The sequence below is a fragment of the Microbacterium sp. NPDC089696 genome (assembly GCF_044749125.1).
In the GTDB taxonomy this organism is placed as follows: Bacteria; Actinomycetota; Actinomycetes; order Actinomycetales; family Microbacteriaceae; genus Microbacterium.
Window position 1 is genome coordinate 809,328 of record NZ_JBIVHF010000002.1, and the last position, 25,565, is coordinate 834,892.

The 25,565-nt window shown below is 63.8% G+C and carries 25 protein-coding genes and 2 pseudogenes; 15 read left to right on the forward strand and 12 right to left on the reverse strand.

The genetic code is table 11. From position 1 onward, the window contains the following. Nucleotide 1: 1 nt before the first annotated feature. From ACIPY8_RS14330 to ACIPY8_RS14340, 3 genes are read right to left on the reverse strand one after another with little or no spacing between them, the layout of a single operon-like run. The gene (locus ACIPY8_RS14330) at nt 2–1,234 is read right to left on the reverse strand and encodes a trans-sulfuration enzyme family protein (RefSeq protein ID WP_400819425.1); all 1,233 of its coding nucleotides are present in this window, start codon (nt 1,232–1,234) and stop codon (nt 2–4) included. 13 nt (nt 1,235–1,247) lie between these two features. Further along, nucleotides 1,248–1,973, reverse strand: coding sequence for a B3/4 domain-containing protein (locus tag ACIPY8_RS14335; protein ID WP_400819427.1), 726 nt, complete (start codon nt 1,971–1,973; stop codon nt 1,248–1,250). Continuing rightward, a complete protein-coding gene (locus ACIPY8_RS14340; protein ID WP_400819430.1) occupies nt 1,973–2,569 on the reverse strand; it encodes a helix-turn-helix domain-containing protein in 597 nt (198 codons plus the stop codon). The genes ACIPY8_RS14335 and ACIPY8_RS14340 overlap by 1 nt, the downstream gene beginning before the upstream one ends. Before the next feature lie 71 nt (nt 2,570–2,640). On the opposite strand from ACIPY8_RS14340, the gene ACIPY8_RS14345 reads away from it, so the two are divergent. Together ACIPY8_RS14345 and ACIPY8_RS14350 are read left to right on the forward strand one after the other, a co-directional pair. Next, on the forward strand, nt 2,641–2,955 hold the full coding sequence (locus tag ACIPY8_RS14345; RefSeq protein ID WP_400819432.1) for a DMT family transporter: 315 nt from the start codon (nt 2,641–2,643) through the stop codon (nt 2,953–2,955). Further along, nucleotides 2,955–3,308 (forward strand): DMT family transporter, encoded by a 354-nt coding sequence (locus ACIPY8_RS14350; protein ID WP_400819435.1) that lies wholly within the window; start codon nt 2,955–2,957, stop codon nt 3,306–3,308. Before ACIPY8_RS14345 ends, ACIPY8_RS14350 begins: the two co-directional genes overlap by 1 nt. 119 nt (nt 3,309–3,427) lie before the next feature. Here ACIPY8_RS14350 and ACIPY8_RS14355 read toward each other — a convergent pair whose 3' ends face one another. The 4 genes from ACIPY8_RS14355 to ACIPY8_RS14370 all read right to left on the reverse strand — a co-directional run bounded on the left by ACIPY8_RS14355 (nt 3,428) and on the right by ACIPY8_RS14370 (nt 6,821). Further along, nucleotides 3,428–4,015, reverse strand: coding sequence for a helix-turn-helix domain-containing protein (locus tag ACIPY8_RS14355; protein WP_400819438.1), 588 nt, complete (start codon nt 4,013–4,015; stop codon nt 3,428–3,430). A gap of 93 nt (nt 4,016–4,108) precedes the next feature. Beyond that, nucleotides 4,109–4,861, reverse strand: coding sequence for an amino acid ABC transporter ATP-binding protein (locus ACIPY8_RS14360; RefSeq protein WP_400820355.1), 753 nt, complete (start codon nt 4,859–4,861; stop codon nt 4,109–4,111). 62 nt (nt 4,862–4,923) lie between these two features. Then, nucleotides 4,924–5,934: an amino acid ABC transporter permease gene (locus ACIPY8_RS14365; RefSeq protein ID WP_400819441.1), complete on the reverse strand. Its 1,011-nt coding sequence runs from the start codon at nt 5,932–5,934 to the stop codon at nt 4,924–4,926. A gap of 2 nt (nt 5,935–5,936) precedes the next feature. Further along, nucleotides 5,937–6,821: a transporter substrate-binding domain-containing protein gene (locus tag ACIPY8_RS14370; RefSeq protein WP_400819444.1), complete on the reverse strand. Its 885-nt coding sequence runs from the start codon at nt 6,819–6,821 to the stop codon at nt 5,937–5,939. A gap of 276 nt (nt 6,822–7,097) precedes the next feature. Here ACIPY8_RS14370 and ACIPY8_RS14375 point away from each other — a divergent pair, with 276 nt between their 5' ends. The 6 genes and pseudogenes from ACIPY8_RS14375 (at nt 7,098) to ACIPY8_RS14400 (ending at nt 14,665) form a co-directional block, all read left to right on the forward strand. After that, entirely contained in the window at nt 7,098–8,387 is a 1,290-nt protein-coding gene (locus tag ACIPY8_RS14375; protein WP_400820357.1) for a trans-sulfuration enzyme family protein, read from the forward strand. Then, complete coding sequence (locus ACIPY8_RS14380; RefSeq protein WP_400819446.1) at nt 8,359–9,399, forward strand: EamA family transporter; 1,041 nt, start codon at nt 8,359–8,361, stop codon at nt 9,397–9,399. The genes ACIPY8_RS14375 and ACIPY8_RS14380 overlap by 29 nt, the downstream gene beginning before the upstream one ends. A gap of 98 nt (nt 9,400–9,497) precedes the next feature. Continuing rightward, complete coding sequence (locus ACIPY8_RS14385; RefSeq protein WP_400820359.1) at nt 9,498–10,598, forward strand: MFS transporter; 1,101 nt, start codon at nt 9,498–9,500, stop codon at nt 10,596–10,598. 1,141 nt (nt 10,599–11,739) lie between these two features. After that, a complete protein-coding gene (locus ACIPY8_RS14390) occupies nt 11,740–12,747 on the forward strand; it encodes a metallophosphoesterase (RefSeq protein ID WP_400819449.1) in 1,008 nt (335 codons plus the stop codon). Between the two features lie 931 nt (nt 12,748–13,678). Next, nucleotides 13,679–13,867: pseudogene (locus tag ACIPY8_RS14395) on the forward strand (helix-turn-helix domain-containing protein); the annotation flags it as partial. 99 nt (nt 13,868–13,966) lie between these two features. Then, nucleotides 13,967–14,665 (forward strand): ImmA/IrrE family metallo-endopeptidase, encoded by a 699-nt coding sequence (locus ACIPY8_RS14400; protein ID WP_400820361.1) that lies wholly within the window; start codon nt 13,967–13,969, stop codon nt 14,663–14,665. Nucleotides 14,666–14,763: 98 nt separating this feature from the next. On the opposite strand, the gene ACIPY8_RS14405 is transcribed toward ACIPY8_RS14400, so the two are convergent. Next, complete coding sequence (locus ACIPY8_RS14405) at nt 14,764–15,021, reverse strand: helix-turn-helix domain-containing protein (RefSeq protein ID WP_400819452.1); 258 nt, start codon at nt 15,019–15,021, stop codon at nt 14,764–14,766. 1,053 nt (nt 15,022–16,074) lie between these two features. Here ACIPY8_RS14405 and ACIPY8_RS14410 point away from each other — a divergent pair. The 6 genes and pseudogenes from ACIPY8_RS14410 to ACIPY8_RS14435 all read left to right on the forward strand — a co-directional run bounded on the left by ACIPY8_RS14410 (nt 16,075) and on the right by ACIPY8_RS14435 (nt 22,014). Beyond that, entirely contained in the window at nt 16,075–16,830 is a 756-nt protein-coding gene (locus tag ACIPY8_RS14410; protein ID WP_400819455.1) for a TnsA-like heteromeric transposase endonuclease subunit, read from the forward strand. After that, entirely contained in the window at nt 16,817–18,676 is a 1,860-nt protein-coding gene (locus ACIPY8_RS14415) for a Mu transposase C-terminal domain-containing protein (protein ID WP_400819456.1), read from the forward strand. The genes ACIPY8_RS14410 and ACIPY8_RS14415 overlap by 14 nt, the downstream gene beginning before the upstream one ends. A 275-nt stretch (nt 18,677–18,951) precedes the next feature. Next, a pseudogene (locus ACIPY8_RS14420) lies at nt 18,952–19,368 on the forward strand (ATP-binding protein); the annotation flags it as partial. Between the two features lie 253 nt (nt 19,369–19,621). After that, the gene (locus tag ACIPY8_RS14425) at nt 19,622–20,713 is read left to right on the forward strand and encodes a zinc-ribbon domain-containing protein (RefSeq protein WP_400819459.1); all 1,092 of its coding nucleotides are present in this window, start codon (nt 19,622–19,624) and stop codon (nt 20,711–20,713) included. Between the two features lie 9 nt (nt 20,714–20,722). Then, nucleotides 20,723–20,887: a zinc-ribbon domain-containing protein gene (locus ACIPY8_RS14430; protein WP_400820363.1), complete on the forward strand. Its 165-nt coding sequence runs from the start codon at nt 20,723–20,725 to the stop codon at nt 20,885–20,887. Nucleotides 20,888–21,012: 125 nt separating this feature from the next. After that, a complete protein-coding gene (locus ACIPY8_RS14435) occupies nt 21,013–22,014 on the forward strand; it encodes a hypothetical protein (protein ID WP_400819461.1) in 1,002 nt (333 codons plus the stop codon). A gap of 128 nt (nt 22,015–22,142) precedes the next feature. On the opposite strand, the gene ACIPY8_RS14440 is transcribed toward ACIPY8_RS14435, so the two are convergent. The 4 genes from ACIPY8_RS14440 to ACIPY8_RS14455 all read right to left on the reverse strand — a co-directional run bounded on the left by ACIPY8_RS14440 (nt 22,143) and on the right by ACIPY8_RS14455 (nt 25,010). Continuing rightward, nucleotides 22,143–22,673 (reverse strand): hypothetical protein, encoded by a 531-nt coding sequence (locus ACIPY8_RS14440; RefSeq protein WP_400819464.1) that lies wholly within the window; start codon nt 22,671–22,673, stop codon nt 22,143–22,145. A gap of 380 nt (nt 22,674–23,053) precedes the next feature. After that, a complete protein-coding gene (locus ACIPY8_RS14445; RefSeq protein WP_400819466.1) occupies nt 23,054–23,479 on the reverse strand; it encodes a hypothetical protein in 426 nt (141 codons plus the stop codon). After that, nucleotides 23,476–24,336 carry a hypothetical protein gene (locus ACIPY8_RS14450; RefSeq protein ID WP_400819468.1) on the reverse strand — a complete coding sequence of 287 codons (861 nt, stop codon included), beginning with the start codon at nt 24,334–24,336 and terminating at the stop codon, nt 23,476–23,478. Before ACIPY8_RS14450 ends, ACIPY8_RS14445 begins: the two co-directional genes overlap by 4 nt. Next, entirely contained in the window at nt 24,333–25,010 is a 678-nt protein-coding gene (locus tag ACIPY8_RS14455; RefSeq protein WP_400819470.1) for a hypothetical protein, read from the reverse strand. The genes ACIPY8_RS14450 and ACIPY8_RS14455 overlap by 4 nt, the downstream gene beginning before the upstream one ends. A 150-nt stretch (nt 25,011–25,160) precedes the next feature. On the opposite strand from ACIPY8_RS14455, the gene ACIPY8_RS14460 reads away from it, so the two are divergent. Next, on the forward strand, nt 25,161–25,451 hold the full coding sequence (locus ACIPY8_RS14460; protein ID WP_400819472.1) for a DUF1883 domain-containing protein: 291 nt from the start codon (nt 25,161–25,163) through the stop codon (nt 25,449–25,451). Nucleotides 25,452–25,565: the final 114 nt, after the last annotated feature.

The following is a 25,565-nucleotide window of genomic DNA, read 5'->3' on the forward strand; positions in this document are numbered from 1 at the left end:
CTCATTGTCCGCTCTTTCGCGCGCCGGTGATCTCCGTCCGGTCCAGGGCGGAGCGAATGTCAGCGATGATGTCGTCGGCGGATTCCAGCCCCACAGACAGGCGAAGGTGCCCGTAAGTGAGGAACCCGGCAGGGTAGCTTTCGCTTCCTCCGCGCGCATCCGGTCCGACGTGGACGATGAGCGTTTCGTCGTGGCCGAGAGACACCGCCGAGGTGATCACACCGAGGTTGTCGACAAAACGGTTCTGTGTGTCACTGTCACCATCAACGGCGAACGCGAGCATCCCACCAAACCCTCGTCCACCGAACTGCCGCTTGGCGAGTTCATGCTGCGCGTGAGACGCAAGACCCGGGTACTCCACATAGGCGATGCGGGGATCGGATTCGAGGAACTCTGCGACGCGCTGCGCAGAGGCGAGGTGCTGAGCGAGTCGGAGCGGGAGGGTGACCGATCCGCGCATGATCATCCACGCGTTGAACGGGGAGATGACACCTCCGACATCGACGACAGCGACATGACGGATGTGCTCCACCAGTTCGGAGCTGCCGATGACCGCGCCGCCCATGGCATCACCGTGGCCGTTGATGTACTTCGTCAGAGAGTGGACGACCAGGTCTGCCCCATCCGCCAGCGGACGGTAGAACGGCGGCGGCGTGAAGGTGCCGTCGACGGTGAGCAGCGCTCCCGCCTGGTGTGCGATGTCTGCGATGGCCCGGATGTCGGCGACCTTCGTCGTCGGGTTCGCGATGGTCTCGACGTGGACGAGCTTGGTGTTGGGGCGGATTGCCGCACGGACAGCGTCGAGGTCTCCGACATCCACGAAAGTGGCCTCGATGTTGTAGCGCTCGGGAAGGAGTTCAGAGAACAGCTTCCAGACCGCCTCGTACGTGACGTTCGAGACGACGACGTGGTCCCCGGTTTTGAGCAGGGTGAAGAAGACACCGTGGAGGGCGGCGACTCCGGTGGCGAAAGTGGCAGCGGCCTCGCCCCCGTCCATGGCGGCGAGCTTCGTCTCCAGCGCCTGCTGGTTCGCACCTCCGTTGCGCGTGTACGTGAGGCGGTCAGTTGCAGACCAGTCCATGGACGCGGGGTCGTCCGGAAGCCGATATGAGTTGGCCATGATGAGCGGGGTGCGGACAGCACCGGTGCCTTCATCGATGGTGTTACCGCCGTGCACTGCCCAGGTCAGGAAGTCCACGGTGTCAGCGTTGTGCTTGTCGGGTCGAACGGTCATGTTGGTCTTCCTCCTATTTCGTTCCTGCAGCGAGAAGTCGCTGCGCGACCGTGATCTGGTCGCCGAGTCGGCTCAGTTCATCGACGAGTTCCTGTCCTGCTCGTGTCAGGTCTTCGTCACTCAGCGGCGCGAGCGCGTCAAGGATGAAGAGGGCAGATCGCGTGTTGTCGGTCAGGGCAGTGCGGCGCCCCTGTCTCCAGTTCCACCGTCGGCAGGTGACTCCGCGGACGTCCCCCCAGATCACTTCGCCGCGGTCCGGGTGTTCGATGGAGATCTCGCCGCCGACGACCGTGTCGAAGTCCTCGGATCCGCTGGCTCGTGTGAGCCGCGGTGCGCTTTCGTAGCCGTCGAGGTCTTCACCTCCGAGCGGGATCTGGTGGCTGACGGAGATCGCGTTGTAGATGTCGGTCAGTCGGTTGACGCGCGGCAGTCCTTCCGCGGCTCGGCGAGTGAGTGCCTCGACGCTGTTGCGCGTGCGCTGAGGCTTCGCCCCGAATGCACGGTACGCCTCACGCCAGGAAGCGATGTGAGGGAGCTCCTCCACCGGTCCTTGCGCGAGCGCCGCCGCGGCGACCCCCTCGGCGCGCACGAGAAGCGCCTCGCTGAGCGCGTCGCTGGGTCCCGGCTCGATGCCGTCGACGGCGATCAACAGTGCGCGATAGTCGGGACGCAGAGCGAAGACCTCTTCGTCGATGGTGGCCTCACTGAGGAAAGTCTCGAGGTCCGTTGTCGTAGCCATCAAGGCTCCTTCCGTTGGTGCTTGCGAAGATCGGGCTTGAACACGGCGAGGAGGAATCGAGCCTCTTCTTTGCCAGCGTTCATGTACGTGTGCGAGTTGTCGCCGGCGAACGCAATGGCATCACCGGGAGCGAGGATGTGCACTTGACTCCCTGAAGAGACGCTCACTCGTCCGGAGCGGACCTGCAGCAGCTCCCTCGTTCCTGGGGCGTGGGCATCACTGCGGTGAACGTCGTCAACGGCGAGGGTCCACTCCCAGAGCTCAACCGAGTCCGCCTGCTGGGTCCCAACGAGAAGGACCCCCTCCCCGCCGTGTTCCCCCCTCCACAGCACGGATCCTTCACCGTCTCGAGTAAGGCGGGTACTGTCTGTGGTGGGCGGTTCCACCAGGCTCGGCAGTCCGATGGACAGCGCGTCACTGATGCGGACGAGAGTCGCGACGCTCGGGTTCGCCACCCCCTGCTCAACGTTGATGACCATGCGTCGGCTGACCCCCGCCGCTTCAGCCAGCCGATCCAGCGTCCACTGACGAGCGGTCCTCTCGTTCTTCACTCGCGCCCCGATTGCGCGAGAGAGGGAGTTGGCGACATCGTTCATGTAGTGCATAATACTGCACTAGACAGTGTAGTCAACGACGTATCGATGAGCACTCAATCGAAAGGAACTCCATGGCGTGGGTTGTCCTCCTCCTCTCCGGCACGCTGGAGGCCGTGTGGGCGGCCGCGCTGTCGGCGTCCAAGGGGTTCAAAAAGAAGGGACCCACCGTCCTCTTCTTCGTCTCCATCGGGGCAAGCCTCGCGGGACTGGCCTGGGCGATGAACGAGATACCGACCGGGACCGCGTACGCCGTGTGGGTGGGAATCGGCGCAACGTTGACCCTGATCTGGGGGTTCGTGACGAAGCAGGAGCGACCAACACTCGTCAGGGTCGCTCTCCTTCTCCTTCTGATCGGTTCCGTGATCGGCTTGAAGGTGGTGAGCTGATGCCGTGGATTGTCCTCCTCGGAAGCGCCGTCCTCGAAGCTGTGTGGGCAACCGCCCTCGGGCTGTCGAACGGTCTGACTGAGCTCGTCCCGACGGTGATCTTCCTCGCCGCGGCGACCCTCAGCATGCTCGGCCTCGGTTGGGCGGTGAAGACGATACCCATCGGCACCGGCTACGCCGTCTGGGTCGGGCTGGGGGCTGCTCTGACGGTGGTCTACGCCATCCTCACGGGAACGGAGCCGGCGTCCCTGTGGAAGCTCATCTTCATCGGAGGAATCGTCGGGGCAGTCATCGGATTGAAGCTCGCACCCACTGGTCACCCGAAACCTGGCTCTCCCTCAGAGAGCGCATAGGCGTCTCGCGCGCAACATATCGGGGGATTGAGCGCGCGGGACATACCGCAGCACACGTGCATGCGGAGAGCGCTGCCATCCGGTCACGCGGATGGCAGCGCTCTGGTGTACTGGCCGCTCTACCGGTGCGCGCCACCGGGGATCGGCTCAAACACCGTGAGAGCAAAACGCGCCTCGCCATCGCCCACGTTCACGTAGGCGTGAGCCTCATCGCCACGGAACGTGATGGCATCCCGTTCAGCCAACGTGAACGTCTCCGATCCCACCCTGACTTCGACAGAGCCCTGCAGTACCTGGAGCAACTCCCGAGTGCCATCGATGTGCGCCTCGCTGTCATGCCGCTCACCGAGAGCAAGCGTCCAATCCCACAGCTCCACGACGTTCGGGGACTTCGTGCCCGCGACGAGCACACCCTGGCCCCCGCGCTCACCTTCCCACAGGACCGCTCCCTCACCGTGTCGGGTCACTCGTGCGAGATCGATGTCCGGCGGTTCGACCAGCTCGGGAAGACCCACGCCCAGGGCGTCACTGACTCGCAGCAAGGTGCCGATACTCGGGTTCGTCGCACCCTGCTCGATGTTCACCAGGACTCGGCGGCTGACGCCTGCCTGCTCAGCGAGACGGTCCAAGGTCCACCGCAGTTCCTGGCGCCGTTCTTTCACGCGCGCGCCGATCACGGCGGAGAGGTCGCTCGTCGATTCGGTCACTTACGCATCATAGACGCGACGAGCAGCCGCAGCTCAGCCCACGCAGACACGTGCACGGTGCCCCTCGTCAAGGCCACCGTGCACGTGAGGGGGTCAGAGGACCTTCGACAGGAAGGCTTTCGTGCGCTCCCTCTGGGGATTGCTCAGGACCTCCGTGGGGCGACCGGACTCAACCACCACACCCCCGTCCATGAACACCATCGTGTCCGCGACCTCCCGCGCGAACCCCATCTCGTGGGTGACGACGATCATGGTCATTCCGCTTTCCGCGAGTCCCTTCATCACATCGAGCACCTCGCCCACCAGCTCCGGATCCAATGCAGACGTCGGCTCATCGAACAGCATCAGTTTGGGCTCCATGGCAAGAGCGCGTGCAATCGCGACGCGCTGCTGCTGGCCACCGGAGAGGTGAGCGGGATAGTAGTCGTATCGGTCGGCGAGCCCGACACGTGCGAGCAATTCCATGGCACGGGCTTTGAGGTGTGCCCTGCCACCCTTGTGCAGCAGAGTAGGGGCGATCATCACGTTCTCGAGCGCCGTGAGGTGGGGGAACAGATTGAACTTCTGGAAGACCATCCCGATGTCACGACGTTGCCGTGCAGCCTCTTTCGGATGCAGCTCGTAGATCTTGCCCCCGTGCTGACGGTAGCCGACGAGCTCATCCTCGACCCACAGTCGGCCGGCGGTGACGGTCTCGAGGTGGTTGATGCAGCGAAGGAATGTCGACTTCCCCGATCCGCTCGGGCCGACCAGGCACAACACCTCTCCACGAGCGACTTGCAGGGAAATGGACCGGAGTACGAGATTCGAGCCATAGGCCTTCGACACGGATTCCGCGCGCACCATCGGAGTGGCCGGCGCAGGTGTGGTCGCCGCTCGTTCCGCGACGTCAACGGCCGCTTCCGCATTCATTGCTGTCCCTCCAAAGCTGTTGTGGCAGGTCTTGCCGCCCGGCGCTCCATCCGCCGCTGCTGCCGTGCGCCGACCGCGGTGCGGATCACTCCGGTCTCCAGGGTTGGTCGCATCACTTGGGGTCTATCGCCGACTCCCTTCGCGAAGTGGCGTTCGACGTAGTACTGCCCGATCATCAGAATCGACGTGAGCACGAGATACCAGATCGACGCGACGATGAGCATCGGCACGGGTTTGTAGCTGACCTGAGCGATGTCCCGTGTGCGCGTGTAGAGCTCGAGGGTGAACGGCACGGCCGTCACCAGCGACGTGGTCTTCAACATCGAGATGACTTCATTGCCGGTCGGCGGAATGATGACCCGCATGGCCTGCGGCAGAATGATGCGGCTCATCGTATGGCCCCACCCCAGACCGAGCGCAGTCGCTGCCTCGCGCTGCCCCTTGTCGACAGCGAGGAGTCCCGCGCGAACGATCTCCGCCATGTACGCGGCTTCGTTAAGCGCCAGGCCGATGATGGCGAGAACGAAGTAGGAGAAGAGTTCCTTGGTGCTGATCGACACCCACGGTTGAGCGAACGGGAGACCGACGTCGATGCTCTTGTAGATGACCGTGATGAGGCCCCAGAACACCAGCTGCACGTACACCGGGGTGCCCCGGAAGATCCAGAGGTAGACCCACGAGACAGTGCGCATCACCGGGTTCGGCGACTGCCTCATGACGGCCAGGACGATGCCGAGGACAACCGCGATGATCATCGAGTAGATGGTGAGCTGCAGCGTGTATCCGAGGGCTTGGAGCACCCGCACGTCGAAGACATACTGGCCGACCACAGCCCATGAGTACACGGGGCGGTTGAACGCGGCGTCGACCACGAAGAGCGCTGCGATGACGAGCAGAATCGCAGAGGCCAATGTGCGCCATGGGTGGCGCAGCTTGATCGCCTGGATGGCTTCCGGGTCACTCACCGGAGGATCAGCGCTGGTTCGCGGGGAGGTTGCGGTGTCCATGGTCACTCCGTGCCGGCGTTGATAGCGGCCTTCTCCACCGCGCCTGCTTCGACGCCAGCTGCCGTGAGGATCTCGAGGTAGGTGCCGTCATCGATGAGTGACTGGAGGGCTGCCTGGACAGCGGCGGTCACGTCGCTGTCCTTCTGGGTCGCGAAGCCGTATGGTGCCGTGGCGAACAGGCCCCCGACGAGATGGATCTCTTCGCCGCGCTTGAGGGCGGCGTCACCGCTCATCGGGGAGTCTGCACTGAAGGCGTCCGCTCGCCCTTGGACGACAGCATCCACGAGGTCCGGCTGGTCATCGAGAACGAGGATCTCGATGGGATCGTTGCCCGCGGCGACGCACTCGTCGCTGCGGGCTGGTAGCTCATCGGTGTGCTGGATCGTGCCCTGGGCGACCGCGACCGTCAGCCCACATGCGTCGTCGGGGTCGATGTCGTTCCCGATGGCGGCGGCCCACTGGCTGCCCGCGACGTAGTAGTTCACGAAGTCCACGGTCTTCTGACGCTCGACCGTGTCAGTGAACGACGCATCGCCCACATTCACCGCGCCCTCTTCGATGCGCGGGAGGATGCTGTCGAACCCGAGCACTTCCCACTCCGGCTCGAGACCGAGCTTGGCAGCGACCGCTTCCGCGAGCTGGACCCCCCATCCGGCCGGATCGCCGTTGGAGTCCTTGTACTCGTTCGGCGGGACCGTGAGGTCACTGCCGATTCGCAGCACCCCTGCGTCGCGGATGTCGTCGGGGAGCAGGGCTGCGGCCGCATCGTCGACGGTGATGTCCTGGTCGGGGGCGGCGCTCGCTCCCTCGCCTTCGGTGTTGGTGCAGCCAGCCAGAACGAGGACGGTGGCGGCGGCGATGGCCGGCACGGCGTATCGAATCTTCATCGATTCTCTCCTTTGAGAACGTCGCTTCCCTTGGCTCCCTGAACGGCTGAAGCGCAACTTTCGGGTGTAGCGAGCTGTGTGTGATGGGAGGTACGAACGTCGCCGGCGGTGCAAGTGCCGACGATGTTCGAGGCAAAAGTCCTCCGAGGCCAATCGGGGTGTCAAGAGATCGCTATGTCTTCGAGCACATCGCAACTACCGTGTCGCGAAGATGGTCATTTCGGCATGACGTGCGAGCAGTTTGGTGGTGCTCAACGAGCTGGCGTCGCTGTGAGCATGGTGACGAACGCATCGAAGCGTTCCGCGCTCACGTCGATCACAAAGGTGTTGAATCCCGTGCCTCAGACAGACCACCCTTCGAGGAAAACCCCCGATTCGCTGACTGTGGAAAGCCTGCTCGTCCACGGTGGGAATGAGATCCGTGAAGAGTCCCGCGCGGTGCGACTGCCCATCGTCATGGGCAACTCCTACTACCTCCCCGAGGACACCGAGGGCGTCGATCTCTCGGACCCCGATCTGCTGGTCTACACCCGCAACGCGGGTGTGAACCAGCTTGGCCTGCAGAGCAAGCTCGCAGCGCTCGAGAACGCAGAGGAAGCAGCAGTCTTCAGCACGGGCGTCGCAGCCCTTCACGCGGTTCTTTTCACGACCCTGAACTCCGGCGATCACGTCGTCGTATCCAGCATCGTCTACGACGCTGTCTGGCGGCTCTTGGAGGATCTGCTCCCTAAGAAGTACGGCGTAGAAGTGACGTTCGTGAACAGTGCCGATCTCGATGAGGTTCGTGCCGCGATGCAATCGAACACCAAGCTCGTCCACTCAGAAACCATTGCGAACCCCACCACTCAGGTTGTCGACGTGGCAGGACTAGCTGCCATCGCCCACGAGCACGGTGCACTGCTGTCCATCGATTCCACATTCACGCCACCCGTGTTCTTCCGCCCACTCGAACATGGAGCGGATCTCGTCGTGCACTCGCTGACGAAGTACATCAACGGGCACGGCGATGCGCTCGGCGGAAGCGTGGCCGGTTCCCGGGCTCTCATCCACACGATCAAGGCCGATGCGCTCGTGGACGTCGGCGGGGCGATCTCCCCGTTCAACGCATGGCTGATCACGCGGGGGTCGGTCACACTGCAGCTTCGCTATGAGCGCCACCTCACCAATGCACAGGAGCTCGCTGAGGCGCTCGAGAACGACCCCCGAGTCGCTTTCGTGTCCTATCCCGGGCTCGTGTCGCATCGTCAGCACACGCTCGCCACCCGCCAGTTCGAAGGTCGCGGGTACGGGGCGATGATGGCCTTCGCCGTGCGTGGAGATGCTGCGGCCCAGGAAGCCTTCGTCGGCGCCCTGAAACTGATCACCTCCGCAGTCTCGCTCGGGCATGATGAGTCCCTGATCGTGAACTCGGCGCGGGAATCTCGGCGCGGCTTCGAGTCCTATCCTCCGGAGTTTCACGAGTGGGGTCACCTCCGACTCTCGGTCGGCCTGGAGAACATCGACGATCTCATTCGCGATGTTCAGCAGGCGCTGGACCATGCAGTGGGGCCGCTCACCGATGCGTGAGGGGATGCTGCGCCAGCACCCGCAGATGCGCGGCGCTATCGGGGTGGTGGTCGCTCTGACCGCAGGTGTGGGTTTCAGCACGGGCGGCGTCATCGCCAAGCCCTTGTTCGACGAAGGGTGGACGCCACCTGCTGCCGTGCTGGCGCGCATCGCCTTGGCGGTCGTTGTCCTCGCACCGTTCGCGTTGCGGAGCCTGAGCGGTCGATGGTCGATTGTGTGGAAGGGGCGGTGGACCCTGCTTGCCTACGGCGTGCTGGCTGTCGTCGGCACCCAAGTCGGCTTCTACTCTGCGCTGGAACGCATCCCCGTCAGCACGGCGCTCTTGGTCCAGTACCTCGCGCCCGTCGCACTGCTTTTGTTCGTGTGGGTCCGCTCGCGACGAACCCCGCACCGCACAGTCCTCATCGGCGCTGTCCTCGCGCTCGGTGGGCTCGTCGTTGTCATCGGTCCTACAAGCTCAACTTCCCTGGACCCTCTTGGCATCGTTTTTGCCATCGTCGCCATGGTCGGGCTCGCTGTCTACTACGCCATCGGCGAGCGACCGGACGACGGGATCTCGCCAATAGCGTTCGTGTGGCTAGGGCTACTGGTCGGCGGATCGGTCATCGCACTTAGTGGATGCGTGGGTATCCTGCCCATCCACATGACCTTCGAATCGGTTGACTTCTTCGGCGGGCGTGCTCCGTGGTGGGCACCCGTGCTCTTCATCGGCCTGTTCTCCACGGCATACGCGTACGCCGCGGGCATCTGGGCGATCACGCTTCTCGGTGCACGGGTGTCGTCGTTCCTCGGGCTGACGGAGGTCGTGTTCGCCGCGGCGGCCGGGTGGTTGCTCCTCGGGGAGAGCATCAGCGTTCCCGCTTTCATTGGCGCAGGGTTGATCCTGGCCGGGATCATCCTCGTTCGACTTGACCCGTCGGCGACACCCGCTGTTGTTCAGCTCGAAGCGCTGACGTCCTCAGAGCCTCTCCCCGCAGAACAGTCATCGCTGCACACCCGTCCTGACTCGTAGGAGCATGCGCAACGGAAGACACGACTGAGCGCATTCCACTGCACTGCCGATACTCTCGATCTGTGGCGACAAGTCGATGGAAGCTCGTGCGGTGGCAGGTGGGGTACGGGACATTCGGTGTCCCCCAAGCCGCAGCACCGATTGCCTTCTCGCTCCTGGCGCTGCCCCTCACCGGCTCTGCAGAAGCAGGCTCGGGCATGGTGTTCGCCATGACCGTCACCCAAGTGATCGCGGCGACGCCGTTGTCGAGATTCGGCACGCGGTTCAATCCAGTGTCATACCTACGCGCCCTTCTCATCGTGCGCACCGTGGCTCTCCTCGGCGTGACCTATGCGGCTTACGCCGCAGCACCCATGCCCGTCCTCATCACTGCAGCAGCCGCCGCAGGTCTTACCAACGGTGCCGCCTACGGCTACCAGCGGTCACTCTTGAACTACCTCGTCGAACCAGAGCGTTTACCCCGTGCACTGGGAATAGCCGCCACACTGAACGAAGTCACGTTCGCGGTGTCGCCCGTGCTGGCCGCTGCACTCGGAGCAGTGTCTCCTGTGTTCGCGATGTTCGCGCTCACCGTTCTTGGCATCGGTCCGCTCGTCCTCATGCCCTCCGTTCCGCAAGCGCAGGCTCCCGTGCGCGTAAAGACGACACGGCGAACACCGCTACCGAAGGCGATCTACATCTGGTTGGTCTGCGCGGCAGCTGGATCCGGTGTTGTGGCCGCTGTGGAAGTCGGCGCGGTGCCGTTCGCTGTTCTCTTCGGTCTTGCACCGGAGTGGGGCTTCATCTTCGCGCTGACCTTATGCATTGGTTCGGTCGCGGGAGGGGTGTGGGTGAGCATTCGCAACCGCATTCTCACGCGACGCCAGGTCGTCACCTTCCTTGTGTTGACGTCTGCCGGTGCAGTATTGGTTGGGTTGCGCGTCAACATCGCCCTCCTGCTCGCGGGGGCCGTACTCGTCGGGTTCTGCTTGCCCGCACTCGGTACGTACTACTCCCTCGTCTTAGACCAGCTCTCCCCACCCGAGAGACGCGCTGAGGTGTTTGCGTTGATGAAAACCTCCAACGCGTTAGGTATCGTCGGCGTCAGCGGCGTTCTCGCCATTGGGGGCCTGGACGTCGCATCCGTCGCCGCCATGTCTTTCATCGTCGTCGCCACCCTGGCCGTCATCGTCTTCTTTCAACGGTCCCAACGGCTCTAAGGTCACGAACAACGCAGTTTCGGATCCCACCTCCGTGCAGCACAGTACGCTCGAAGAGCAGTGAAATGCACTACACCATCTGGTGCGAAGGCACCGAGTCACCTTCACGCTCGATACGCACACAAGGAGCTCCCATGGCCAGATCACTGTCCTCGGCGGAAGCGGCTACGCCGGTTCTGCTGTCGTCGCCGAAGCCCGCCGTCGTGGTCACGAGGTGACGTCGCTGAGCGCTTCGCCGCGCTGATGCAGCAGAGCGATGTCAGGCTCACGCGCTGGCCGAAGACACAAGGTGGGTCGCCACAGCGTGGGCGCCGACGGCTCGCGCACCCACGCTGACCAGGAGCAGCGCCCTCAGCAATCTCGGAGCGGCGCCCGCAACGCCCCCGCTGGACCATTGACAGCCCTTAGCCTGTCAGGAAGCGAATCAGCTTTCACTCATAGCTCCGGTGAACGCGCCAGCCATCCTCGCCCTGGAAGAGGTCGAACATCAGGGACTGACCGTCCGTCGTCATCGGTGCCCTGGAATCGCCATCCGTAGAGGCCACGGGTCAGTTGACTCGCCTCCAGCGGCACGGCCCTCACTGCGTCGCACAGTCGCGCGGGCGTGTCCGTGACCCGCCAGCGGCGTCCGGCGAACATCATTCTGGCGGGGATGTCATCGACCATCCATATGGTGGCAGGAAGATGGGCGGCCGCGGATCTCATTATTCGAGGATGGAACATAGGTTCGACCTTTACTAGCCTGTCCTGAGGTCGGAGGAGGGGCGCCGGCATGGGTTCGAGTAAGCGACTGGCCGCTCACTACGACATGCGCGCGCACCACCAGGCGATTCTTCGAGCAGCTCGGTCAGGCCCCCTTCAGTCACTGTCGGAGCGGGAAGTGGCTCTCCGGGTGCAACCACTGACTACCTACCCGCAGCCGTATCGGGCAGTTCGCGCCTGGGTGCACTTCGGGGCGAAGGCGATCCGCGTCGACGCGAAGCTCGCCAGGTCGACGCCGCTCGCCGCGGGGATCGAGTTCCGAGCCGGCGAGCAAACGTTCCGGTGCTGGGTGTGGGGTAATGCAGTGTCGGCAGCCGACGATGACTGAAGGCCCTGTCACTCGGAGAAAAAACCCGGTATATGTTGCTAGGGAGGCAACATGAAGGTACGCGGCCACGCCAAGAACATCGTCCTGCCCGATCAGCGAGTGGCGATCTGCGGAGACTGGCATGGGAATCAGGGGTGGGCTCGGATGCTCTCCCGGGCGCTGCCGTATCTCGCGCCGGACGTGACGACGATGTTGCACCTTGGCGACTGGTGGATGCCGCCGGACGCGGTCGACGAGATCTTCGCCGAGACCGCCATCACCCGCTTCTACTTGGTCGCAGGAAACCATGAGCAGTGGGATGAGATCACCCCACTCCTCGACAAGTACCCGGGCGAAGCCGTGCAGGTCTCCGAGCTCACCTGGATTCTTCCGCGGCCGGCACGCCTGACCATCGGCGGACGCTCCGTGCTCGCGCTCGGCGGCGCCTCATCCGTGGACCGCGAGTCGCGGGTGGAAGGGCTGACCTGGTGGCCGGATGAGGCGATCACCGACGCGATGGTCGACGAGGCCATCACCGGCGGTCCCGTAGATCTGATGCTCACCCACGAGTCCCCGGCAGGCACCCCTGTCCGCCCCGTCCGTGAGATCCTCCGCTCGAACCCGCACTGGTTCACGAAGGCGGCGTTGGAGGCGTCCGCGGCATCCCGCGCACGGATCAGTCAAGTGTGGGATGCGGTGCGCCCCGAGCTGTTGGCGCATGGCCACATGCACGTCGGTGCCGGCGGGAAGACCGAGGACGGCCGCCGCGTGGCGAGCCTCGGACGAGAGGGGCACGAGTGGAACATCGCGATCCTCGACATGAGCAACCTGAGGATGGCGACCCCGAGCCTGGCAATCCTCCGGGGATACGCCAACGACGACGACGGTTCTCGTCGGACCCGGGAGCAGCGAGCGAACAGCGTCGCCGAGGCGCTGCACTCGGGAGTCCTGGACGGCCTGAAGCCCACGCCTGGGGCGCTCCGGGACGCGCAGGACTACGTCGATGGCGTCCGTACCCTCGACGAGCTCATCGAGGACGTCCGCCGTCGTCACACCCGGAACCCTGAGGAGAAGTCATGACGGAGGAGGAGCCGTGCCCACTGGGCTGAGCTCGTCGGCCCCTGATACACGATGGCGAGCATCGCCGGCGTTCTCGGGTAGTTGGAGGCCCAGGCGGCGGGGAGCGATCTACGCCTCCTCGTGCCGACCACCGGCGAAGGCGTGGACGCACTCCCGACGTTTCAACTACAGGAAGGGAAGATCGTCGACGGGCTTCAAGACGTCCTCCGCGTCCTCGCGACTGGGACCACGAGCAGATGGACGTGGGCGCAGCGCACCACGTGGTCGTGGAGCAGCTGTAGTCTCTGTGGAGTTGTCAGGGGGGAACACGGGCCCCGGCGCGAGGTTTCCCTCTTGCGTTCGTCGCGGCCGCCCAGCAGCTCACAGACTGCATGGCCGGGGATGTGTTCTCCGCGACTCTCTCTCGCGTATTACCCTGCGGCAGATCAGGGCCGTTCTCGGCGGATCTCAGAAAGTTTCTCAAACTCGCTTGAGATCGATCCGCATCTCCCCGAACATCGGCTTCACTGCCGACCTTCGGGCATGGATAGCAGCGCAGACCCGGCTTAGGGAGCCACCCACGCCGGACCCGCTGTTCGACGGTTTCGTACTGGATTGGCAAGCCCGGCAAGCTTGGGCAAGCACTCTGGCAAGTCCAGAAATCGCGCTTTTCCCAGTTCAGAAGGCAAAAACTAGCGATATGGCAAGTATGGCAAGCGCATACAGTGCCCCTATAGAGAGGTAGAGAGAGAAGTTCCCCCCAATATCTCTATCTCTCTCTTGAGATTTCATACATACAACTACTACTACTTGCCAACCTTGCCAGGGCTATCCGATCCCAGCGGAGAGTAGGGCTCGCTCCAGCCAAGCACTTGGTTGCCAGCGCTTGCCAGACTTGCCACATACACGAGATATCGAGAAATATTTCTCGATATCCCGTGTACGCGAGAGGATGGAGCCTGTGCAGCAACCTCCACGCACCCTCCTGGAAGCGACTCGGATCCTCCGCGGCCTCACCCAGTCAGACCTCGCTGCGGCCCTCGGCATCACCCAGTCGGAGGTCTCGCACCTCGAGTCGGGAACGCAGCGAGCCTCTGCCGCCCTCGTCACGAAGATCGCCTCCGCCCTGGACATGCCCGAAGGTCTCCTTCGCCGCCGGTCCCCGGCGCCGCACATCGGTCATCGACTGCGGCCATCACTTCCTCGAAAGCCTCTGAACAAGGCGTTAGCCGAGGTGACCATGGCCCACGCCCACGTGGACCTCCTCCTGGACCCGGCCCAGCCCGACCTCGATCCCAGGTCCGACGACAACCCTGACGATCTCGCCCAGGGGCTCCGAGATCGGTGGGCGGTACCTTCCGGACCGATCTCCGGGATGATCTCGACACTCGAAGAGCACGGCATCGTCTGCATCTACCGGGACCTCTCCGACCTCGGCGCTGCGACCCTCGCCTCAACGGCCGCGAGCGGGCGCATGCTGATGTTCATCGACACCGCGGCCACGCGCCTCGATCTCGTGTGGTCTCTCGCGCACGAGCTTGGTCACCTTGTCTTGGCCGGCGAGCCATCCAAAGAGCAAGAGGCTCGCGCCGAGGCCTTCGCCTCCGCGTTCCTCCTGCCGGCGTCAGATCTCCGTGCCGATGACTCGCCCGGTTCGAGCATCAACCTCGGCGGCGAGGCTTCGCGTTGCGGGGTCCGCCCGCGCCAGCTCGCCCAACGCCTGCGTGACCTGAAGATGATCACGCACGTGCAGTTCCGCCAGGTCATCCATGAAGCGGCGGGGATCGGAGATGAGCAGCCGAACCCAGCGCTGCTCGGCCGGCCCTCGGCCCTCGCCGACCGAGTACGGGACGCCGGCGGATCCCGACGAGCTGCACTTCCGGCGTTTCTCACGGCGGATGAGCTGCGGCAGCGATACCTCGCCCGGTCGCAGTCCTGAAGCTGCCCCACCCGAAGGACTCGAAGCTTGCGAAGGGCTCGTGCCTCTAGTATGCCCTTCTGGCGAGCTGCCCGCGGCGACGACGACCAGCGCTCGCGTTACAGGCGCGACTCCGCCATCAGCTGTTCAACGGATAGATCGAACGCGGAGGCGATGCCCACGACCGTCGTCATTCGCGGGTTCGAGGGTCCTGCCTCGGTGTTCTTCGAGCTGGCCGACCGGCCTGCCTCGATGAGTTGAAGCTGGTTCTTCGTGATCCCGACTCGAGCGGCGAGCATCTCCTGCGTCAGCCCAGACTCTTTCCGCAGCGCACGGACGACGCCGCCGAACCTCTCGGCTGCTTCAGGACCCCACATCGGCCACCACGATCTACGGGGGGGCGAGGGCTGCAGGTGCGGAGACGCCCCAAAAGTTGGACATGTCCAACTTACAAGCGGCGCATCGAAGGCCTTGGCGCGCCACTTGAAATCCAGTTAGACCGGGATCTCCTCGACACTCCCTTGAATTCCCACTAAACCGGGATTATTGTGCTACGTCATGACCTCAGATCGTCCGCAGGCGTGTCGAACAGGACCCGAGCGGTCAGGCACTTGGTCGTGTCTCTCTCCAGGCCTTCTGGAGTTGTTCGATCCCCCAGATGCCTCGTTCACGCTCGAACGCTCCGCCAGTCAACGTCAGGTCCACCGCTACGACCGCGGCCGGCATGACAGATCTTGTGTAGAGGATCGGGAGCGTGTTCTCGAACAGCACTTGATCGCCCTCGTAGTCTTCGACCAAGCGATTCTGCCGAGCAAGATGCTCGACTGTCCCGATCTCGGGGTAGCCCGACAAGTAGATGAACTTGCGATTGTTCCGCATCCCGAGATGGCGAGCCGCTGGTCGCCCCGTCCGGATAAGTCCATCCCATGAGATCCCTTCGGTCGAACGGGGCAGTGAATAGTAACGAGCGCGAGTGCGACCTGAGGTTGCTCGCACGATCTCCTCCGCCGACGACGTCGCGAGCTGATGCCGCACCCTCGCCAACGTACTGGTCGCTAGCCACGAGGGTCGCCGGCCTGAGAGCTCCCAGAGCATTCCCCACGCCGTCGCTGGGCGGAGCGCGCTGCCTCTCCCACGCTGGGAGGTCGCTTGATACCGCCTCACGGCCGCAATGTTGGTGAACCAAGCGCCGGAGCGCAGCTGGCGACCGGCGACCAGTCTCGCCTTGAGCAGCGCCTCCGCATGCCGCTCGCTGACCGCGAGAATGTCGGCCGCCTCCGCAGCGGTGAGCTCTCGTTCCCCAATATTCATCGTAGAAACGATCTTATATGGGACGAGCTGTTCAACGCGCTTCACGAAAATACATGTTTGGATCAGGTCTTTCTAAAAAATGGGCCAAAGCGGCGCTTGCTACCGCCCACTGCTGGAATATGACAGAAAACACCAAGCCCGCACCGGGCACCGCGACCTGGGTTCGCGACGGCATCAACCAGTCCGCCCCGCTCGACTCCGGGCTCATCACCCATGAGCTCTACAACGCTGACCCGATTCGAGTCGGCAACGCCTACCCGCACCAGCGGAACTACCACGGCTACTACTGGATGAGCGCGGTGGCCAAGCACGTCTGGCATGAGTCGCTCCTCGAGCGCAGCTCGCTGATGTGGCTCGACCACACCTCCGACATCGTCGCCATCGCCTCCCAGCCCATGCTGCTGGTCAACGGCAACGACGTCTGGCACTACCCGGACTTCATCGCCCTCGACGCCCACGGCATCCAGACCGTCTACGACGTGAAGCCGTACGGTCGCCTCACTGCGAAGGCACTGGCGCAGTTCGAGTGGACGCGGGAGGTCTGCAAGACCGTCGGCTGGAACTACCGCATCCTCACCGAGCTCCCGCACCAGCACCACGTCAACCTCACCTGGCTCGCCCAGTTCCGCCGCCCCGGTCACCACCCCGGCGCAGATGCCGAGGAGAGCTTGCTTGCTGATCTGCAGCCGGACTCGACCGTGGGCGACGCCATCACCCTCATCACCGCGAAGAGCACACCGCTCGCCCGCAGCCACGTGTTCCACCTCATCTGGACGGGGGCGCTGTCCATCGACATGAACGCGCTCCTCTCCAACAGCACGCCCCTCATCACGCCCGCCTCCCACCGTCAGGAGTTCCCGCATGCCCACGCCTAACATCCCCGTTTCCGTCGTCATCGACGGAGAGCCCTACGAGCTCGACGGTGCCACCACCAAGGGCGTGACACTCATCCACCGCATCACGGGTGACAGCCGCACCGTGACCCATGCCGAGCTCGCCAACCTCGTCCCCAGCGAAGAACAGCGCTCACCCCGCCTGCTCGACCACGTCCCGTCCCACGTCCTGCACGCCGCAACGGTCCTGGCCACCGACATCGAAGAGGTCCTCACCGGCGTCGGCCGCAAAGGCAAGTGCTACCCGGAGTACGACGTGGAGACGACCAGCCAGGAACAGCGCATCGCCCGCAAGCTCGTCGACCTGGAACGGGCCGGCCGCGGCATGGCCCGCTCGACCTTCTTCGACAAGCTCTCGAAGTACCAGCGCGACGGACTCGTCGGCCTCATCGACGGACACGCCATCCGCAACTACATCCCGAACGAGAAGGTCGAGGTCGCGGTCATCAACCACCTCATCGCGACCATCGAAGCGCAGGTCAAATGGTCCACGGGCACCAAGAAGCGCATCATCGAGCAGACCACGACCGCCGTGCAGGCCGTGTACCCGAACGTCACGCTGCCGAGCCGGTCCGCGTGGTACCAGCTCATCGACCGTCTCGGTCACGGCAAGCATGTGACCGGCAGCGCGAAGACGCGTCGGTCGAACGCCAACCGGCCGAAGGACCGCGTGATGGCGAAGAGCGAACCGCTCCTGCCGGGTTCTCAGGTCGAGGTCGACACGAACACGATGGACGTGGAGGTCCGAACACCGAACGGTAAGCGCAAGCGCGCTCGCCTGTCGCTCATGCTGGATGTGCACTCGCGCACCATCATGGCGTTCACCTTCCGCCTGGAGGGCACGAAGGGTGTCGACCACACGCTGCTGCTCGCCCAGGCCATGACCCCGAGGGCGAACCGCCCGTCGCGGACCGAGTATCGCGAACTCCTTCGACGGAAGCACCCGCACCTCACCTTCCTCTCAGACGAGGAGTATGAGCGTCACGCGGCGGAGCACCCGTACATCTACCCGTCCAACATCACGGTGGACCGCGGCACCGACTACATCACCCCGACCTTCCGGAACGCGGTGGAGCAGCGAGGCGGCAGCGTCCTTTTGTCCGCGCCCTACACGCCGACGAGCAAGCCTCATATCGAGCGTCAGTTCCACACCATCAATACGATGTTCGTCCAGCATCTTGACGGCTACGTCGGACGTAGCTCCGAGCACAGGGGCAAGGAGGTCCCGACCGAGAAGCTGTTGACCCTCGAGGCGCTCCGCGAGTTGTTCGAGGACTGGGTCATCAGCGTGTGGCAGAACGAACCGCACAGCAGCCTCCGCGACCGTCTGCACCAGACACGCCACATCTCCCCGAACGCGAAGGCCAGTCAGGCGGCGTTGACGGTCGCGCAGCTGCACCTGCCCTTCAACGAGGACAACTTCATCCTCATGCTCCCGAGTAAGTTCCGGGTCATCGGCGCCACGGGGGTCAAGTACGACAACCGGGAGTACGACTCCCCGGAACTCAACATGCTCCGAGGCAAGCTGTCGAGCATCGTCCGCCACAAGAACAAGTGGGAGGTCAAGGTCGACCCGTACAACCCCGAAGCCGTGTGGGTCATCGGCGAGAACGGGGAACTCATCCAGTGCCTCGAGCGCGGCGCCACCTTCCGCCGCTACGAGCCCGACTTCGCCCTTGTTGAGGACGACTACCGCGTTCTCACCGCCCAGGCCGATGCCGAACTCGTCGGAACCCCCTTCCCTCAGGCCAAGCAGCCTGCCTCCCTCCCCGACTACACGGTCGACGACGAAGACCTCGACGACGACGACATCCTCCCCACCTTCTGAAACGGAACACCATGCTCTCCTTCACCAGCCACAACTCCGACAACACCGCCCTCAACCGCCGCGAGTCCCTGCTCCGCTACCTGCAGCACCCCCTCACCGCGCCGGCGCCGCTCGACGCGACGTCGACCGCCAACCGTTACGAGCACGACCAGCAGCGGATGGACTACCTCTCCGGCGGCATCGTGCTCCGGACCTCGACCGTCGCGCAGGGGAAGCTCCTGTTGACCCGCGCGTTCCAGGAGAACCGGTCGCGGAACTCGGGCCACAGCGGCGTCATGCTCTCCGGGGATTCCGCGCTCGGCAAGACCACGACCGCCAAGCGCCTGATGCGCTGGGTGCTCGAGGAGTACACCAAGCAGGTCCCCCACTGGGAGCGGGACGAGCACATCCCGGTGATGTACGTCGAGGTGCCTTCGGGTAGCAACGCGAAGGACCTGCTCCGCGAGTTCTGCGACTTCTACGGCCTCTCCGTCCTGTCCCGCGACACGACCGCCGACCTGCGGACCAAGGTCGTCGGCGCCATCCGCCGTGCACGCACCCAGCTCATCGTCGTCGACGAACTCCACAACCTCTCCGGCCGCGCCGCCGGGCTCGGGGAGGCTGTTGACCTCCTCAAGGGTCTCCACAACGACGTCTCCGCCACGTTCCTCTACTGTGGCCTCGACGTGGTCAACAACACGACCCTCATGCATGGTGCTCGAGGCCAGCAGCTGATGAGCCGGTTCGCGGTCGTCGAGCTCGAGTCGTACAAGTGGGCCAACGCCGACCACCGGAAGGAATGGAAAGTCCTCATCCGAGGATTCGAGGCCGAGCTCCAGCTCCGCCACCACCCCGTGAAGACGCTCGACCCGCATCGTCGACTGGCTCCAGCGGACCGAGACCACGCGGCGGCTGTTCGACCCGGCCGTCCCGTACGCCACCACGTTCGCCTGGCTGCAGGAAGCGATGGCCAACATCGTTGCCCGCCCGACCCCCGCGGCCGCCCGCGCGGTCTGGCTGCACCTCTGGCCGGCCCACCTCGCGCTGAAGACCGCGTTCCGCGGCTACACCGGGTACCGTGCCGGCAACGACCACGACTTCACCCTCCCGGCCGACATCACCACCTGGTACCCGCGTCCCGCCGCGGAGCAGAGCACCCGCGAGTACCTCGCGTGCACGGGCGACGACAACCTGTCCGCCCTCGCCCGCCTGGCCGGCGAGACTGACGACGCCCCGACCATAGCGTCGCCGTCACTGCGCACCATCCACTGCACGCGAGGCCACCTGTATATCGAAGTCCGCACCTCCGATACTGACGATGAACCGACTCCGTGCCCCACGTGCACCGGCGCGCATGTCGTCGCCGGCGTGAACGACCTCGCGACCGTGTCGCCGTCCATCGCCGCCCAACTCCACCCCGTCCTGAACGGCGAGCTGACCGCATCGGACATCACGGCACGGAGCCACACCCGGGTGTGGTGGGAATGCCCCGAGAAGGGGCACCCGTTCCGGGCCATGCCCTTCAACCGCACCCTCAACGACGCCGGATGCGCCGTGTGCCTCAACCGCGTCACCATTCAGGGCATCAACGACCTCGCCACCACGCACCCGCGCATCGCACGCGAGCTCCACCCGAAGACCGGCTACGCCAAGTCCGCCACGCAGTTGAACGCAGCTGACCCGAAGACGCGCGACTGGCTCTGCCCGAAGGACCACCCATACCGCGCTTCCGTCCGCGCGCGCGTCCGCGGCAAGTCTTGCGACGAGTGCAAGAAGCAGCGCACCCGCACCTCCGGGCGCAGCATCGTCGACACCCACCCGCATCTCGTGTCGAGCTGGCTGCCCGAGCTCAACGAAGGACGCGAGCCCGCGGACTACACGAAGGGGTCGAAGCTCGAGGTCATCTGGCTGTGCACCAAGAGCGGGCACACGCACACCTTCCCGATGCGTCTGGAGGCACGGACCCGCGGCTCTGACCGCCCGTTCTGCGCCGGTCGGTTGCGCCTGGAGGGCTTCAACGATTTCGCTACCACCGACCCGGAACTCGTCGGCGATTGACACCCGTACCTGAACCGCAAGTACCCGAACGAGGTGATGCACGGGTCGAACGACAAGTTCCACTGGCGGTGCCGGGACGGCCACGACACGGAGCAGAGCATCCCGAACCGCCGCCTGTCGGGCGGATGCGTGGAGTGCCCGTGGCACGAGCGGCCGGGGAACCGCCAGAAGTAGCGGTGCGCGATACGTCCCACGTTCGCCCGCGCTCCTCCCTTCACCAGGACTGCATCGCAGCGGACATACTGAAGTGACTGTCGTCAAGGGCGCCGAGCCCTGTGGTCAGGTTTGGAGGATGAGTGGTGTCAGTCTTCTGGGAAGCTTTGGCCGCAATCGGGACTCTGTTCGCCGTGGCAGTCTCGGTAACGTTCGGGATCGTCGAAGGCGTCCGAGCCCGCCGCGACCGCCGGGAACTAGTCTCGCTCCGGCGTCAGGCCGAGACCGACGCTCATGCCAAGGCAGCTGCCGAGCGGGTGGCGGTCGCGAGTTTGGTCACGTCCTGGATCACGGACGACTACACCTATAGCCCCGCAGCTTCCAGTTACGAAAGGACCGTGACTCTACATCTGGCGAACGAGTCCAACGAACCTGTCACCAACGCCACCGTCAACGTCTTCCTCGGAGATCGACAGCGCCTCATCGGGCCGCTCGCAACACCGTCTCCGATCCCGGTTGTTCCTGCTCGCCGCGAATTCACTTGGGACATCTCAACCGGAATCGCCGCCTACGACGACACCAACGAGCCGCGCGTCGCGCTCGGATTCACAGATAGCCACGGGAAGAGGTGGCGACGCGAGGACAGCACGCTCCAAGAGACCACGGACGCAGACGTGTTCCACTACGCCCAGAAGGACCCAGCCGCAGCCGCAGCCCAGATAGGAGCCGTTGATCCGGCACGCAATCCTATGATTGTCGCGCACGCGTTCGCCGATCTGCTTTGGGCAGAAGAGGACCAGTTTGATCAGACTGTGTTCGTATCGCTCCTAGATCCACTCGCCAGTGGTTGGCAAGGCACTTGGGACACCAACCGGGTGCAGCAACTACGCGATCTACTCAGCAACTTCAGCAATCTCGCTGCCCTGGCTTGGTACGGCGCACCGCGCGTCGCGTATGCCCGAATCTTCTCAGACGCATCGCTCGGGCAGGTATCTAAGGCGGGGACAGCAGTTGCCGTTGATGGTTACTTCATCACACTCGTCCATCGAGGCGAGCAAGGCTGGCGCGTATTCGGAGTCGGCGAGCGCTATCGCCCCGACCAGATCTTTTTCCCCGACGCCGAGTCCGCCGGAGAACGGCCGGATTAAAGCATCGGATAGTGCGGATCCGCTGTCGCCACGACTTGGCAACGTTGAGCTAGCCGCGCCTTGGGCTCTGCCGCATTGAAGTGGGACGTCCCTCCACCGAGATTCGTGAACTGCACGCCCCTCGAGCGCTATGAAGGGAGCGCTTCACCCAGCGAGGAGATCAGATCTCGAGCCATCTCTGCGGTTTCATCCGAGACTGCTTTGGCGACTCCAGAGGCGATAGGGGCAAGGACTCCCTTCAGCATCGTGATTCCGCGGCGAACCAGTCCTCGGTCGGGATCGTCTTTCACTGCTTCGTGGAGGATCTCTTCGCCCGCTGCGACCAGTTCGGCCTGGTCCGCCGGATCCAACTTAAACGTCCCCACGCCGGCGAGAAGACGAGTCACGAGGTCTGCGAGTTCCTCATAGCCGGTCGCGACTTGCTGGAAGCGGGCCTGCCCCTGTGCCACGTCGTGGTTGTCCCACGCAAGCTGTGCCCCATCACCCGTAACGGTGACGACGGGGCCGTGATAGTTGTTGATGGTCGTAGCGGCCGGAAGACGAACATCCGAAGCATCTGCCTGAAGAGGAACTCGAACGGGATTCTTCGCGAACTCACGCTCGATCTCACGAGTCATCTTCCGAATCGCCTGCTTGTTGATCTTGAATCCACTCGCCACTTGATCCTCCGGACGTCAATACTTCATGATCCCATGCGCATCGGCGCTCAAGGTGGTCGCCCGGCGGAATATGCGCGCACCGAGTGTCCGACATACGGACATAACACCCAGGTTCACGCCTGACCACAGCGGCTGCTGGTGAATGAGCATGTGCGACGCGCGAGTCGAACGACAAGTTCACTTTCGGTGCCGGAACATACATGACACCCACCAGGGCGTCCCGAACCGCCGCTTGTGCGGCCGCTGCGTAGGGCGCCCATGGCATGAGCGACCCGAGAAACCGCAGATACCGTCTCGCCCGACAGCGCTAGCTCGCCTCCGGACGAGCAAACAGACCAAGCGCCCTTCGAACCAGAAGCCCGGGGGCAGACCTCGCCGAGCTACTTCCTCGCGGAGGCGTCCCAGGGCGTCAGGCGACGAGAGTCGGTCGTGATCATTCGAAGATCTTGGTCACCGTTCAGATACCCGATTACGACGTCGTCACGCTCATCATCAGCATCGACGCCCTCCGCGCGGTCTATGAACTCAACGACGATGGCAGGCGAACCATAAGCAGGATAGGCAGCCCCTCGCAGGAATGTCTTCCACTGAACTAGGTCACCAGCCTGGAACTCGGACGGATCCTGCAACGACGCCAAAGCCCGTTGCAAGTGGTCTGCATAGACCGCAGAGTTTGCGTAGCTCTTGTATTTCGCGAGTTCGGCTTCTTCTTCCTGGCGGAAGATCGTCAAGAAGTCCGGCGCACTGGGCGCGACCAGCGTCTTCGGCTGATTCTCCTCAGACTGATCGACCATGTCGTCGCTCATGCAGGCAACTCACTTTCGTGTTTACTCGGCGAATCGTGCGCGCTCTTCAGTATCCGGAGCCACCGGTCAGTAGTGCTCGACAGCTCCGACGACGTGTTCAATGAGTAAACCCAACGCTGGGAACTCACTCGTCGCAGTTCGCGCAGAGTCAGCGACACATCCCTTGGGGAGAGAGTGGTCGGTGGAGCGAGAACTCCCGTCTGCTCACCGAGTCGCATTTGGGTGAGTTGTGAACTTTTCGCGTCGAACGCGTCGTCGAACTCCTCCATGCTCGCAGCAAGGCGCAGTGCATAAACTGATTCGCTGCGAATAAATTGCCTAGAGTACTCATCGCGCATCCCGTGGAAGTACAGCGCCCGAGTCAGTTGGTAGTCGAGGTCGGGATCGACCGGCAGACCGGTATACAACGCGTAGAGTCCGGGGGCATCACCCTTGAACAGCTCCAGCTGGTCGAAGAGTGCAGCATGCAATCCATGCTCGAGCCGATAGCGAAGACGTCTAACCAAGTCCCCGAAGTCTCGGCGGTGTCCTTGCGAGACTCGAAATCCCAATGCGCTCGATTCCCATCCACCGATTGTGTAGGAGTCTTCTTCAGCAAAGGAGCAGGTCTTGATCCCATCGACGAAGCTGGGCCCGCCCACCCAGACCGTGTCACCGGGGACGATCTGGTGCGCCGCCTTGATGAGGTGGACGGGAACTCCAGTACCACTGACAAGGGGGATGAGTGCGGTTTCGTCCCAGTCAAGCCCGGGTGCCACGAAGAACTCCCGGTCGCGCATGACGACAGGAGCGGCCTCGAACAGATGGTCCGCCGAACCATGAAGATCGGCTACGAAGCCGACGAGAATCAGGGTCATTCGCTCGCCCTCCCTACGCAAAGGATATCTTGTGCAGCTGCGACGGGGTTGGCCTCTTCTGTGATCAGGCCCCCTACCCATGACATGTACTCGGCCAACTCTTCAAGCGGGATGACGCGCTCAGCACGAAGCCATTCGTAGAACTGCTTCTGTCGCCCATCACTGAGGATCACGGCGGTGGGCTCCATAGGACGGGACTCGTATCCCAGCGCGCTGAGCCGCCCCTCCCATGTCCAGGAGTAATCGTCATTCGCGGTGGGGTCGATCTGGGGAACCAGGTGCGTGGATGGTTCCATGCCGATTACGTACCCATCCGCGTCATCGAACGCGTCTTCCACCCATCCTTCGAACTCGATGGTGTAGGTGGTGTCGGAACGGGACCAGTGCTCGATGAGGTCGCGTCGTTCCTCCTCACTCAGATTGGTCCGAGTCGCGATCTTTCCGTGCACTAGCCCGCCAGTATCAAACGGGGCGACAGCCCAAGGTGCTGCTCCGTCAAGGGGATGATCGAAGAGGGTTACGGACGTGCCGTAATCAGGGTGTGGACGTCCCACGAAGAAGTACGCGTGGTGACTCCAGCCCAGAGTGTCCTCAGTCTGTTTCGTCTTCTTCCGTCTCGCCAAACGGTCATACTGCGCGGTCAAACGCAAGTGAAGAGTCTTCTGCCAGTTCACCGGAACCCCATCCGCGAACTCCAGGCCTCCCTGAACCCATGCCCCCAGCGACATCGCAACCTCCGAAGTTCACCCTACCGCTCACCGACCCGCGTGCCGCTGTCTGTGACTACGGGCACACCATAGACTGCGGGCAGGAACGGAGGAGACATGGCCGGCCGTGCATTCCAGCGATACACCCTTGGCAACTTGCCTGCTGGGTGTTCCGTCGTCGTCGAGCTCTCGACTGGAGCGAACGTTCGACTGATGACTCCTGCCGACTTCTCGAACTATAAGACCGGCCGCGCATACCGATATTTCGGAGGGCTTGCCAGAACAACCCCCGCGCGCATCACAGTTCCGAGGTCCGGTGAATGGATCCTCGCAGTGGATCTCGCGGGCCTTGCTGCGAGCTCCGTCACAACCAAGGTGACGGTCCGCCGCGCGGGGCTGAGCACTTAGACCGATTGGCGCTTCCGGTTCCGCGTCGACCGGACGCCCCCTCTCCAGGGTTGGCTTTAGAACCTTCAGCTGAGTTCGACGATGTATTGGCTGGAAACGCCGAGCGGATTGACA